This window comes from Micromonospora sp. SL1-18 (assembly GCF_047921505.1).
GTDB lineage: Bacteria > Actinomycetota > Actinomycetes > Mycobacteriales > Micromonosporaceae > Micromonospora.
Genome location: NZ_JBLROA010000046.1, coordinates 36,626 through 48,780 on the forward strand (window position 1 = coordinate 36,626; position 12,155 = coordinate 48,780).

At 72.2% G+C, this 12,155-nt stretch carries 11 protein-coding genes; 9 read left to right on the top strand and 2 right to left on the bottom strand.

Annotation, left to right across the window (positions count from 1 at the left end; genetic code table 11):
• Positions 1-244: 244 nt before the first annotated feature.
• Complete coding sequence (locus ACNAW0_RS21045) at positions 245-1,108, bottom strand: SPFH domain-containing protein (RefSeq protein ID WP_416289652.1); 864 nt, start codon at positions 1,106-1,108, stop codon at positions 245-247.
• Positions 1,109-1,384: 276 nt separating this feature from the next.
• Here ACNAW0_RS21045 and ACNAW0_RS21050 point away from each other — a divergent pair, with 276 nt between their 5' ends.
• From ACNAW0_RS21050 to ACNAW0_RS21060, 3 genes are all read left to right on the top strand, one after another.
• Positions 1,385-2,353, top strand: a complete 969-nt coding sequence (locus tag ACNAW0_RS21050; protein ID WP_416289653.1) for an RNA-guided endonuclease InsQ/TnpB family protein — start codon at positions 1,385-1,387, stop codon at positions 2,351-2,353.
• Positions 2,354-2,390: 37 nt separating this feature from the next.
• A complete protein-coding gene (locus ACNAW0_RS21055; protein ID WP_416289654.1) occupies positions 2,391-3,428 on the top strand; it encodes an aminotransferase class V-fold PLP-dependent enzyme in 1,038 nt (345 codons plus the stop codon).
• 108 nt (positions 3,429-3,536) lie between these two features.
• The gene (locus ACNAW0_RS21060; protein ID WP_416289655.1) at positions 3,537-4,979 is read left to right on the top strand and encodes an aldehyde dehydrogenase family protein; all 1,443 of its coding nucleotides are present in this window, start codon (positions 3,537-3,539) and stop codon (positions 4,977-4,979) included.
• On the opposite strand, the gene ACNAW0_RS21065 is transcribed toward ACNAW0_RS21060, so the two are convergent.
• Positions 4,960-5,886, bottom strand: a complete 927-nt coding sequence (locus tag ACNAW0_RS21065; RefSeq protein WP_416289656.1) for a TetR/AcrR family transcriptional regulator C-terminal domain-containing protein — start codon at positions 5,884-5,886, stop codon at positions 4,960-4,962. The genes ACNAW0_RS21060 and ACNAW0_RS21065 overlap by 20 nt on opposite strands.
• A 166-nt stretch (positions 5,887-6,052) precedes the next feature.
• On the opposite strand from ACNAW0_RS21065, the gene ACNAW0_RS21070 reads away from it, so the two are divergent.
• The 6 genes from ACNAW0_RS21070 to ACNAW0_RS21095 all read left to right on the top strand — a co-directional run bounded on the left by ACNAW0_RS21070 (position 6,053) and on the right by ACNAW0_RS21095 (position 12,102).
• Positions 6,053-7,252: an FAD-dependent monooxygenase gene (locus ACNAW0_RS21070; protein WP_416289658.1), complete on the top strand. Its 1,200-nt coding sequence runs from the start codon at positions 6,053-6,055 to the stop codon at positions 7,250-7,252.
• 227 nt (positions 7,253-7,479) lie between these two features.
• Positions 7,480-8,241: an ABC transporter ATP-binding protein gene (locus ACNAW0_RS21075; protein ID WP_416289659.1), complete on the top strand. Its 762-nt coding sequence runs from the start codon at positions 7,480-7,482 to the stop codon at positions 8,239-8,241.
• A complete protein-coding gene (locus ACNAW0_RS21080) occupies positions 8,228-8,920 on the top strand; it encodes an ABC transporter ATP-binding protein (RefSeq protein ID WP_416289660.1) in 693 nt (230 codons plus the stop codon). The genes ACNAW0_RS21075 and ACNAW0_RS21080 overlap by 14 nt, the downstream gene beginning before the upstream one ends.
• 46 nt (positions 8,921-8,966) lie before the next feature.
• Positions 8,967-10,220, top strand: coding sequence for an ABC transporter substrate-binding protein (locus ACNAW0_RS21085; RefSeq protein WP_416289661.1), 1,254 nt, complete (start codon positions 8,967-8,969; stop codon positions 10,218-10,220).
• Positions 10,217-11,098, top strand: a complete 882-nt coding sequence (locus tag ACNAW0_RS21090; RefSeq protein WP_416289662.1) for a branched-chain amino acid ABC transporter permease — start codon at positions 10,217-10,219, stop codon at positions 11,096-11,098. The genes ACNAW0_RS21085 and ACNAW0_RS21090 overlap by 4 nt, the downstream gene beginning before the upstream one ends.
• Positions 11,095-12,102 (top strand): branched-chain amino acid ABC transporter permease, encoded by a 1,008-nt coding sequence (locus ACNAW0_RS21095; protein ID WP_416289663.1) that lies wholly within the window; start codon positions 11,095-11,097, stop codon positions 12,100-12,102. The genes ACNAW0_RS21090 and ACNAW0_RS21095 overlap by 4 nt, the downstream gene beginning before the upstream one ends.
• The last annotated feature ends 53 nt before the right edge of the window (positions 12,103-12,155 follow it).

Sequence of the window (12,155 nt, forward strand, 5' to 3'; positions counted from 1 at the left end):
CGCGTTGATCGCGATCATCACCGCCGCCGTACGCAGGCTGCTGGCGCCGGCGGCGGCCTAGCCGTACGTCGCGCCGCTCGGTCGAGGTGACCCCGGAGAGGGCGGAGACGGCCAGCAGGGCGGCGCTCCGACCGAGCGGGAACGGGCGCTGTCGCCCGCTCCCGCCTGAGCCGGTTGTGGGCTCAGAACCGGCCGAACCACCTGACGGTGCACAGGGACGCCGATCAGCCGGCGAGCGCGGATCTCACTTGGTCGTGCCCATGACGATGCCCGGGTTGATGCAGAGGCCCGGCGAGCTGTCGTTCTTCTCGGCGATCTCCAGGCAGCGGGTCACCTTGTCCACCTTGGCGTTGGTCTCGGTGATCTGCTTCTGGATCTCGGCGTTGCGGCGATCCTGCTCGAGGTTGCGGGTCTGGGCGAGCTTGTCCTGGAACGCCTTGATGTTGCCCTCGGTCTTCTCGTCGTGGTTGACCCGGGTGATGGTGACCGACAGGATGTCGACGTCCTCGGCCAGCCGGCCCTCGGCGTTGGTCTTGATGCTCTGCGAGAACGGCTTGAGGTCGACGTTCAGGCTGCCGGTCTTCGCGTCGATCCGCTCCAGCGGGTTGTAGCTGGAGAAGGCGTCGTTCACGGCGCTGTCGAGCTGGACGCCGACCCGCTGCCCGCGGAAGCTGTCGAAGTCGCCCTTGTAGTCCATGAACTGCCGCGGGGCGTTCTCGGGCCGGACCTGCCACTCGACCAGCACCTCGACGCACGCGTCGGCGAGGGTGCCGGTACGCACCCGGACGCAGTTGTTGTTACCGATGTGGTCGTACTTCTGCCGCCCGGCGTCCCACTCGCCGACCCGCTGCCACGGCGCGACCCACTTCAGGCCGGAGCCGGTGACCTCACCGGTCGGCTTGCCGAAGCTGGTGACGATGCCGACCGAGCGGATCGGTACCGAGTGGGCGCTCGACCCGACGGCGAGAAGGAGCGCGGCGACCAGGGCACCGGCCGCCGCCAGCATGCCCTGCCGCCGTAGGCCGCGGCGCGGGCTCAACAGTGCGATGGCGGCGGCGACGGCCGCGGCGAGGACGGCGACGATCGCGAGGGTGAAGCCGGACGGCATGTGCGCGGCACCTTTCCTTCAGGTCCTTCAGGGCGAGGCTTGCTGAGTCGATCATCAAGGTAGCCGCCCGGGACAAGGCGCCCGGCGGCCCGGGCGTGCCGTAGCGGCGACCACGATCCGGAGATTGGCCGTGTCCGCCCGTCCGGTGGCGGCCTACGACGTGTTTCGGAAGTGTCGTAGGTGGCAGGCATGCTGTGGGGCTGTGGGGAGCGGCCGTCGTTTCGGATCCGCTGCAGAACCAAGGCCGGGCGGCCGAGTATTCGGGTCGGGGACCCGATGGCAGGGCTTCGTAGTGTCTGCCTGCCGGTGGTCGGGGTCCTGGCAGTGCGGGAGGACACCCGCCGACTCCGGCGGATGATCCGCACCGGCCGTGCCCACATCCGGTATGCCACCGTCTCCTGCCGGGCGGGCCGATGGACCGTCACCCTAACCGTGGAGGCGGCGGACCTGCACCCCGCCCGCCAGCACCCGGCCCGCCCCGACGCCGACAGCAGTGGTGGTTGGGTAGGTGTCGATCGAGGTCTTGCCGCTCTCGTCGTGGCCGCCGACATCACCGGCCGGGAGGTGGCGCGTGTCGATGATGTGCCGCGCCCGCTGCGGACCGCCCTGCCCCGGCTACGGCGTCTGTCCCGCCAGGTCAGCCGTCGACAGAGAGGCTCACGTCACCGGGCCGAGGCCGTCGCCCGGCTGGGCCGCGCCCACCTGCGTGTCGCCAACATACGTCGCCACTTTCTGCACGAGGTCGCCAACTGGCTGGTCAAGACTCACGACCGGCTGGCTCTGGAAACCCTGCACACCGCCGGCCTGCTGCGTAACCGGCGTCTGGCCGCCGCGATTTCCGATGCTGGCTGGGCCGACCTGGCCCGCATCATCGGCTACAAACAACGCTGGCGCGGCGGGCAGGCCACTGCGGCACCTCGGTGGTATCCGTCCACCAAGATGTGCAGTGCCTGCCGCACCGTCGGCCCAGCCCTACCTCTCTCGGTGCGGATCTTCCGCTGCCAGACGTGTGGGCATGAGGCGGATCGGGATGTCAACGCGGCGGTCAACCTCGCTGGCTGGGTCGAGCAGCACCATGCCCGGACCCGGGACCCCGAAGTACGAGGCCCGGTCACCAACGCCTCCCGAGGGGACGGCTCTGGCCAGCGCCCACGCGCCGGTGAAACCAGCCCCGATGACGGAGGAACCCTGCCGCCACGAACACCCGTGACGGCAGGGACGCCCGAGAAGGGCGGTGTCTCATGACCCAACGGACTTATGAGACACGCTGTAGCGTCGCGGCGTGGAACTCGAACAGGCACGGAAGCTGTGGCAGCCGGAGCCCGGCTGGCTGAACACTGCCAGCTACGGGCTGCCGCCGGAACCGGGCTGGGTGGCGTTGCAGGACGCCCTCGCCGACTGGCGGGTGGGACGGACCTCCTGGGAGGGCTGGGGCGAGGCCGCCGAGCGGGCCCGCGCCGGGTTTGCCCGGCTGGTCGGGGTGGCCCCGGCGGACGTGGCGATCGGCAGCACGGCGTCGCAGTTGCTCGCCCCGGTCGCGGCCGGGCTGCCCTCGCGGGCCACGGTGGTCGTCCCGGAGATCGAGTTCACCTCGAACCTGTTCCCCTGGCTGGTGCAGCGGGAGCGGGGAGTGCGGGTGCGTACCGTCCCGCTCGCCGGGCTGGTCGACGCGATCGACGCCGACACCGACCTGGTCGCGTTCAGCCTGGTGCAGTCGTCCGACGGCACGGTCGCCCCGTACGACGAGATCGTCGCGGCGGCCCGGGCGCACGGCGCCCTCGTCGCAGTGGACGCCACCCAGGCGTGCGGCTGGCTGCCCTTCGCCGCCGGCCGGGCGGACGTGGTGGTGGTGTCAGCGTACAAGTGGCTGATGGCGCCGCGCGGCGCGGCCTTCGCCTACCTGGCCCCGGCGCTGCGCGAGCGACTGCGCCCCGACGCCGCCGGCTGGTACGCGGGCCAGGACCCGCACGCCTCGTACTACGGCGAGCCGCTGCGGCTGGCCGACGACGCGCGGCGCTTCGACGTCTCCCCGGCGTGGTTCAGCTACGTCGGGGCGGCGCCCGCCCTGGAACTGCTCGCCGAGGTCGGGCTGCCCGCCGTGCGCGAGCACGACGTGGCGCTGGCCAACCGGTTCCTCGCCGGGCTGGGCCGGCCGCCCGGCGACAGCGCGATCGTGACGGTGGAGGTGCCCGGCGCGGCGGAGAAGCTGGCCCGGGCCGGAGTACGCGCGGCGGTACGCGCCGGCCGGGTCCGAGCCTCGTTCCACCTCTACACCACCCAGGAGGATGTCGACCGGGCGCTGGACGCGCTGACGAGCTGAGGGGGCGGCCCGGACGGAGGACATCGTCGCCCATGGTCTGGATGAACTCCGCCGGCCCGGAGTAGCGTCCGAACTCGCCGCGCTGGTTTCCCGGAAGAGGACGACGACATGGGTCTCGCCGCCGCGCCACCCGCCCTCCTGGTCCGCCGCCACCTGTACGTCGCCGGCGCGTGGGTCGACCCCGCCGACGGCGAGACGATTCCGGTCGAGAACCCGGCCACCGGGGAGATCGTCGGGCAGGTTCCGGCCGGCACCCCGGCCGACGTCGACCGGGCCGTCGCCGCCGCCCGCGCCGCCTTCCCCGGCTGGGCGGCGACCACGCCCGCCGAACGGGCCGCCCACCTCGACCGGCTGCACGCCGCGCTCGCGGCCCGCGCCGACGCGATCGCGCACACCGTCGCCCTGGAGTTGGGCGCCCCGCTCAAGCTCGCCACCCGGGTGCAGGCCGGCCTTCCGCTCACCGTGCTGCGTGGCATGGTCGAGCTCGCCGCCCGGCCGCCGGCCGAGGAGACCGTCGGTAATTCGCTGGTGGTCCGCGAACCCGTCGGCGTGGTCGGTGCGATCACCCCGTGGAACTACCCCCTGCACCAGGTCGTCGCCAAGGTGGCCCCGGCCCTGGCGGCCGGCTGCACCGTGGTGCTCAAGCCCAGCGAGCTGACCCCGCTCACCGCGTACCTGCTCTTCGACGCGGTCACCGAGGCCGGGCTGCCGCCGGGCCTGGTCAACCTGGTGCCGGGCAGCGGGCCGGTCGTCGGCGAGGCACTGGCCGGCCACCCCGACGTCGACCTGCTCTCGTTCACCGGCTCCACCGCCACCGGCCGCCGGATCGCCCGCCTCGCCGCCGACCGGATCGCCCGGGTCGCCCTGGAACTCGGCGGCAAGTCCGCCAACCTGATCCTCGCCGACGCGGACCTGCCCACCGCGGTCAAGGTCGGCGTCGGCAACGCGCTGCTCAACTCCGGGCAGACCTGCACCGCCTGGACCCGGATGCTGGTCCACCGCAGCCGCTACGACGAGGCGCTCGACCTGGTCGCCGCGGCCGTCGGGGCGTACCGGTTGGGCGACCCGTTCGATCCGGCGACCCGGCTCGGCCCGCTGGTCTCCGCCGCCCAGGCCGAGCGGGTGCGCGGCCACGTCGAGCGGGCTCTCGCCGACGAGGCACGGCTGGTCGCCGGCGGCCTGGCCGCACCGCTGCCCCCGCGCGGGCACTACGTCGCGCCCACCGTTTTCGCCGACGTGCACCCGGACAGCGCGCTCGCCCAGGAGGAGGTCTTCGGCCCCGTGCTCGCCGTCATCCCGTTCGACGACACCGACGAGGCGGTCGCCATCGCCAACAACTCGCGGTACGGGCTGGCCGGCGCGGTCTGGTCCGCCGACGAAGAGCAGGCCCTCGCCGTCGCGCGCCGGCTGCGTACCGGCCAGGTGGACGTCAACGGCGCTGCCTTCAACCCGCTCGCCCCGTTCGGCGGCTATCGGCAGTCCGGCCTCGGCCGGGAGCTGGGCCGGTTCGGCATCGAGGAGTTCACCGAGGTCAAGGCGATCCAGCGGTGAGGGTGCCCTCGATCAGCGTGGCGAAACCGTCCAGCAGCCGGTGCAGGCCGAACTCGAAGACGCTGTCCAGGTCCAGGTCGACCGTCTCGTCCAGCGCCGCCAGGGTCGGGTACCGGCCGCCGGCCATCATCCGGTGGAACGTCGCCTCGTGGGTCTCGACCCACTGGTGGTCGGTGAGCCCGGTGTCCTGCTCGGCGTGCGCCTGCGCCTCCAGGTTGGTGGCGATGCCCCGCACGTACGCCATCAGCGTCACCGCGGCGTACCAGCGCAGCTGGGTGTCCAGGCCGAGCTCGGCCGTGGCACGCAGCGCCCACTCGGTGTGCGCCATGCCGTTCGGCAACGGCTGCGGGCGGGACATCGAGATGACGTGCGGCAGCCAGCGGTGCCGTCGGTAGACCGCCCACTGGACGTGGGCGAGCAGTTCGAGCCGGGCCCGCCAGCCGGCCGGCGGCGCGGCGGGCAGCGGCGCCTCGGTCAGCGCCGTGTCGGCCATCGCCAGCACCAGGTCGTCCCGGCCCCGCACGTGCCGGTACAGCGACATGGTGGCCACGCCCAGGTCGGCGGCGAGCTGTCGCATCGAGACCGCGGCCAGGCCGCCCGCGTCGGCGACGGCGATCGCGGTACGCACCAGCCGCTCCCGGCTGAGCTCCGGCCCGTCCGGGCTCCGGCGGGCCCCGGGCGCCGCCGCGGGCGGGGCGACCACGGTGCCGGCCCCCGGCCGGGTCAGCACCAGCCCCTCGTCACGCAGCAGGGCGAGGACCCTGGTGGCGGTGGCGATGGCCACCCCGTGCTCGCGGGTGAGCTGCCGGGCCGACGGCACCGGGTCGCCCGGGCGTAGCTCCCCGAGGGCGATCCGGCGGCGGATCTCTCCGGCGATTCGCCGGTACGGCGCCTCCGACCCGGTCATCGCGCTACCTCCGGCGGTGTACTAGGACGAGGCGCTCCGGAAAGCCCTCGCCGGGGCAGCGTACTAGGTCGCTACGCGCCGGCGTAACACCGTGGACCTACCGTCCCGGGCAGCACCCGGCAGCGGCCGGGATCGACGGTGTACGCATGATCTCGGGAGCGCTGCGATGGACAACAGGACCGTGCTCATCTCCGGCGCCGGCGTAGCCGGTCCCGCGCTGGCCTTCTGGCTGCGCCGGTACGGCTTCGCCGTGACCGTGGTGGAGCGGGCGCCCGGGCTGCGCCCCGGCGGGCAGGCGGTCGACGTGCGGGGGACCGCTCGCGAGGTGCTCGACCGGATGGGGCTGACCGACCGGGTACGCGCGGAGGGCGTCCACGAGCAGGGCATGGCGTACGTCGACGCGCGCGGCGCGGTGTGCTGCCGGTTGCCGGTGCACGCGTTCGACGGCGAGGGCATCGTCGCCGACCTCGAGATCGAGCGCGGCGACCTGGCCCGGCTGCTCTACGAGGAGACCCGCGCCGACGTGGAGTACGTCTTCGACGACTCGATCGAGACACTGACCCAGACCGACGACGGGGTACGACTCACCTTCGCCCGCTCCGCCCCGCGCACCGTCGACCTGGTGGTCGGAGCCGACGGCTCGCACTCCCGGACCCGGGCCCTCGCCTTCGGCCCCGAGTCGGCGTACGTCCGGCCGCTCGGCGCGTACCTGGCGTACTTCACCACCCCGTACCCGGACCGGACCGGCTGGTTCCAGCTGCACAACGCCCCGGGCGGCCGGGTGGTGGGCACCCGCCCGACCCGGCACGGCGGGACCAGCGCGTTCTTCAGCTTCGCCTCGTCGCCTCTGGACGTGGACCGCCGGGACCCGGCCGCCCAGCAGCGCCTGCTCGCCGAGCGCTTCGCCGACGTCGGTTGGCGGGCGGCCGAGTTGCTGGCCGCCATGCCCGACGCCCCGGACTTCTACTTCGACCGGTACGGGCAGGTGCGGATGGACGCCTGGAGCGCCGGGCGGGTGGCCCTGCTGGGCGACGCCGCCTGGTGCCCGTCCCCGCTGACCGGGCAGGGCACCAGCCTGGCCCTGATCGGGGCGTACCTGCTCGCCGGCGAACTGGCCGCCGCCGACGGCGACCACGCGGTCGCGTACCGCCGCTACGACGAGGCGCTGCGGGCGCACGTGGCGCGGGGGCAGGAACTGCCCGGGGGTGGAATCTCCGGCTTCCTGCCGGCCAGCCGCCTGGCGATCCGGCTGCGCGACGCCTCCATGCGGATGATGACCTCCCGTCCGCTGCGGGGGCTCGCCACCCGGCTGTTCTTCAGCAAGGCCGACGGCCTGACCCTGCCGGAGTACGCCGTCAGCCGGTGACGGTGGCGCACCACATGTAGGCGCTCGCCAATTCCCTCCGCGTCCGACGAGCGGGGCCGGACGGGCCCCGTCCTATGGGGATCGTGCCCGTACGACCCGGCCGGAATGTGTGGTGCATCGACATGGTTCGGCTCTGCCGATGCACCGTAGGTTTCCTGCACGCGGCGGCCTTGTGACCCCGGTCACCGCCCTGGTCGTCGACTGGAGGAGCTACGGAGGGGGTGGCGATGGCCGGGCAAGCGCTCCTGTCGGCCCGCGGACTGACCCGGGATTTCCGGGGCTTCCGGGCGGTCGACCGCGTCGACCTCGACGTGGCGCCGGAGACCGTGCACGCCCTCGTGGGGCCCAACGGCGCCGGCAAGACCACCCTGTTCAACCTGCTCACCGGCTTCCTGCCGCCGACCGCCGGGCGGATCGAGCTGGCCGGGCGGGACGTGACCGGGCTGCCCCCGGAGCGGGTCGCCCGGCTCGGCGTGGCCCGCTCCTTCCAGATCACCAGCCTCTTCCCCCAGCTCTCCGCCCGGGAGCACGTGACGCTGGCCCTCCAGTCGCCCAGCGGGCTGGGCTGGCGGTTCTGGCGCTCGGCGAAGCTGATGCACCGCTACCGCGACCGGGCCGACGAGCTGCTGGGCATGGTCGGCCTCGCCGAGCTGGCCGAGGCGCCGGCCGAGGCCCTCGCGTACGGGCGCAAGCGGGCTCTGGAGCTGGCCATCGCCCTCGCCCTCGACCCGAAGGTGCTGCTGCTCGACGAACCCACCGCCGGCATGGGGCTGGAGGACGTCGACCGCACCGTGGACCTGATCGCTCGGGTCCGGCAGGGCCGGACCGTGGTCATGGTCGAGCACAACATGAGCGTCGTCGGCCGGCTCGCCGACACCGTCACCGTCCTGCAGGCCGGCAAGGTCCTGGTCGAGGGGCCGTACGAGCAGGTCCGCGCCGACGAGCGGGTCATCACCGCCTACCTGGGAGCCGCCGATGCTGCGCGTTGAGAACCTCTCCGCCTGGTACGGCGAGGCGCAGGTGCTGCGGGAGGTGAGCCTGGACGTGGCCGCCGGCGAGGTGGTCACCCTGGTCGGTCGCAACGGCGCCGGCAAGTCCACCCTGCTGCGCTGCGTGATGGGACTGCACCCCGGCCGGCGCGGCACGGTCACCCTGGACGGCACCGACCTCACCCGGCTGCCGGCGTACCGGCGGGCGCGGATCGGGCTCGGCTGGGTTCCCGACGACCGCGGCGCGTACGCCACCCTCACCGTCACCGAGAATCTGACCCTGCCGCCCCGGGTCGGCCCCGACCCGTGGCCGCTGGAGCGGGTGTACGAGGCGTTCCCCGCCCTCTACGCCCGGCGCGACTCGGCGGCCACCATGCTCTCCGGCGGCGAGCAGCAGATGCTCGCGCTGGCCCGGGTGCTGCGGATGGGCGCCCGGCTGCTGCTCTGCGACGAGCCCACCGAAGGGCTGTCGCCGCTGCTCGTGCAGCAGGTCGGCGATCTGCTGCGGGAGGCCAAGCAGCACGGCGTGACCGTGCTGCTGGTCGAACAGAACCTGCACTTCGCGACCGGTGTCGCCGACCGGCACTACCTGCTGGCCGAGGGACGGATCGCGGAGGCGATGGACAACTCCGAGGTGCGCTCGCGGGAGCGCGAGCTGCTGGCGTACCTCGGCATCTGAAACGACGGCTGACCCGCGCGGACCGCGCGGTACGGAAGGGATCGAGATGCGCAGGAGCGTGGGTGTGGCTGCCGCCTCGGCGGCGGTGGCGGCGCTGGTCACCGGCTGCGGTGGCGGTGGTCCGCAGTCCAGTGGCGACCAGAAGCTGACCGGCGACAAGATCGTGCTGGGCGTCCTCAACGACCAGTCCGGCGCCTACTCGGAGCTGTCCGGAAAGAACTCGGTCAAGGCCGTGGAGATGGCCGTCGCCGACTTCAAGGCCAAGTACGGCGACAAGGCCGTCACCAAGAACATCTCGGTGGAGACCGCCGACCACCAGAACAAGCCGGACGTGGCCAACAGCAAGGCTCAGGAGATGTACGACCGCAAGGACGTCGACGCCATCCTCGACGTGCCGACCTCCTCGGCCGCGTTGAAGGTCGCCGACGTGGCCAAGGAGAAGAAGAAGCTCTACTTCAACATCGGTGCGGCCACCACCGATCTGACCGGCAAGAGCTGCAACAGGTACACGTTCCATTACGCGTACGACACGTACATGCTGGCCCACGGCACCGGCACGGTGACCACCGAGCAGGTCGGCAAGAACTGGTACATCCTCTACCCGAACTACGCCTTCGGGCAGGACATGGAGAAGAGCTTCTCCGCCGCCATCACCGCCGCCGGCGGGCAGGTGGTCGGCAAGGACGGCGCGCCGTTCCCGAACACCAGCGGCGACTACTCGTCCTTCCTGCTGAAGGCCCCGACGTTGAACCCGAAGCCGCAGGTGCTCGGCACCATGCAGGCCGGCGCCGAACTGGTCAACGTGGTCAAGCAGTACAACGAGTTCAAGCTGCGGGACAAGGGCGTCGGGCTGGCCGTGGGCCTGATGTTCATCACCGACATCCACTCGCTCACCCCGGACGCGCTCGCCGGCACCACCTACACCGACGCCTGGTACTGGAACTTCGACCAGCAGAACCGGGAGTGGGCCGACAAGTTCCAGAAGGAGACCAGTACCCGGCCGTCCTTCGCGCACGCGGCCAACTACTCCGCCGCCATGCAGTACCTGGAGGCGGTGCAGGCTGCCGGCACCGACGACGCGGACGCCGTGGTCAAGCAGTTGGAGGGCAAGGAGGTCAACGACCTCTTCCTGCGCAACGGCAAGATCCGCGCCGAGGACCACCGGGTGCTCCACGACGCGTACCTGGCCCAGGTGAAGCCGCAGGCCGAGGTGACCGAGCCGTGGGACTACGTCAAGGTCGTCAAGACCATCCCGGCCGCGGAGGCGTTCCGCGCCCCGTCGCCGGACTGCAAGCTGTGACCGGCTTCCTGCAGAACACGTTCAACGGGCTGGTGAGCGGGGCGTTCTACGCCCTGCTCGCCCTCGGGCTCGCGGTCATCTTCGGCATGCTCCGGGTGGTGAACTTCGCCCACGGGGCCTTCTACATGCTCGGCGCGTTCGGGGCGTACGTGCTGCTCAGCGAGGCGGGCGTGCCGTTCTGGGCGGCGCTGGTGGTCGTACCGGTCGCGCTCGGGCTGCTCGGCATGGCCCTGGAGCGGACGGTGATCCACCGGCTGACCCGACTCGACCCGCTCTACAACTTCCTGCTCACCTTCGGCCTGACGCTGATCCTCCAGGACCTGGTCAAGTCCCGGTACGGGGTGCAGTCCAGCCCGTACACCAGACCGGCCGAACTGAGCGGGACGGTCGACTTCGGGCTCTTCAAGTTCCCCGCCTACCGGGTGTTCATCCTCGGCTTCACCGTCCTGCTCTGCCTCGCGGTGTGGTGGGTGTTGAGCCGTACCCGGGTCGGCATGGTGGTCCGGGCGGCCACCGAGCGACCCGAGCTGACCCGGGCCTTCGGCATCGACGTGGGAAAGTGGGTCACCCCGGTCTTCGGCTTCGGGATCGCTCTGGCCGGGCTGGCCGGGGTGCTCGCCGCCCCGATGCGCGCGGTGAACCCGCTGATGGGGGCCGACCTGATCATCGTGGTCTTCGCGGTGGTGGTGATCGGCGGCCTTGGCTCGATCTTCGGCTCGGTCGCCGCCGGGTTCGGCATCGGCCTGATCCAGGCCTGGACGGAGGCTTATCTGTCGGACTTCCTGATCGTGTCGCAGACCGTCGTCTTCGTGGTGATGGCCGCGGTGCTGCTCTGGCGCCCGGCCGGCCTGTTCGGCCGCGAGGAGGCACCCGCATGAGCAGCGCCGTCGACACGCCCCCCGAGGCGGCCCGCCCGGCGTCCCCGTCCGGGCTGCTCACCGTCGCCCGGGCACCCGGCTGGGTCCGGTACGCGCTGCTCGCGATCGGCCTGGTCGTGGCGCTCTGGCTGCCCAACGGGCTGTACCCGGCGGTCGCGGTGGACATCCTGTGCTGGGCGCTACTCGCCGTCTCAGTGGACCTGCTGCTCGGCTTCACCGGACTGCTGTCCTTCGGGCACGCCGCCTTCTGGGGCACCTCCGCGTACGTCACCGGCCTGGTGGCGGTCCACGCCAAGCTGCCGTTCCCGGCCGCCGTGCTTGCCGGAGCCCTGGCCGCGGCGCTGCTCGCCCTGCCGATCGGCTACCTCGCGGTCAAGCGCACCGGCATCTACTTCGCGATGGTCACCCTGGCCTTCGCGCAGATGGTCTACTACGTGGCCAACGATCGACGATCGATCACCGGGGGCGAGAACGGCCTCCAGGACGTGCCCCGTTCCTTCTTCGAGGTCGACCTCTCCGACGACTACTACTTCTACTACACGGTCCTGCCGATCGTGCTGCTCGGCCTGCTCGCCGCCTGGCGGATCGTCCACTCGCCCTTCGGCCGGGCGCTGGTCGGCATCCGGGACAACCCGGCCCGGGCCCGCGCCCTCGGCTACCCGGTGCACCGGTACAAGCTGACCGCGTTCGTCCTCTCCGGCTTCCTCGCCGGGCTCGGTGGTGGCCTCTTCGCCGTCGGCCACCGGTTCGTCTCGCTCGACGTGCTGCACTGGACCACTTCCGGCAAGGCGGTCATTGTGGTGGTGCTCGGCGGCATCGGCACCCTCTGGGGCGGCGTGCTCGGGGCGGCGCTGGTGGTCCGCCTGGAGGACCTGCTGTCGTTTTCCGGGTTCGAGGCGATCGGGCTGGTCACCGGCGGAATCTTCGTGCTGGTCGTGCTGCTGTTCCGGCGGGGGATCTGGGGGAGTGTCGCGGCACTGGCGCTGCGTTTCCGTCGTCGGTGAGTGCTCGCTCTTGGTGGGCTGGTTGCTCCTGGGGGCCGTCGTTGTCGAGCGGT

Excerpts from the sequence above, each read along its gene's own strand:
- ACNAW0_RS21060 (WP_416289655.1), top strand. The coding sequence starts at position 3,537 with ATGGGTCTCGCCGCCGCGCCACCCGCCCTCCTGGTCCGCCGCCACCTG.
- ACNAW0_RS21065 (WP_416289656.1), bottom strand. The coding sequence starts at position 5,886 with ATGACCGGGTCGGAGGCGCCGTACCGGCGAATCGCCGGAGAGATCCGC.
- ACNAW0_RS21095 (WP_416289663.1), top strand. The coding sequence starts at position 11,095 with ATGAGCAGCGCCGTCGACACGCCCCCCGAGGCGGCCCGCCCGGCGTCC.
- ACNAW0_RS21080 (WP_416289660.1), top strand. The coding sequence starts at position 8,228 with ATGCTGCGCGTTGAGAACCTCTCCGCCTGGTACGGCGAGGCGCAGGTG.
- ACNAW0_RS21050 (WP_416289653.1), top strand. The coding sequence starts at position 1,385 with ATGGCAGGGCTTCGTAGTGTCTGCCTGCCGGTGGTCGGGGTCCTGGCA.
- ACNAW0_RS21070 (WP_416289658.1), top strand. The coding sequence starts at position 6,053 with ATGGACAACAGGACCGTGCTCATCTCCGGCGCCGGCGTAGCCGGTCCC.
- ACNAW0_RS21085 (WP_416289661.1), top strand. The coding sequence starts at position 8,967 with ATGCGCAGGAGCGTGGGTGTGGCTGCCGCCTCGGCGGCGGTGGCGGCG.
- ACNAW0_RS21045 (WP_416289652.1), bottom strand. The coding sequence starts at position 1,108 with ATGCCGTCCGGCTTCACCCTCGCGATCGTCGCCGTCCTCGCCGCGGCC.
- ACNAW0_RS21075 (WP_416289659.1), top strand. The coding sequence starts at position 7,480 with ATGGCCGGGCAAGCGCTCCTGTCGGCCCGCGGACTGACCCGGGATTTC.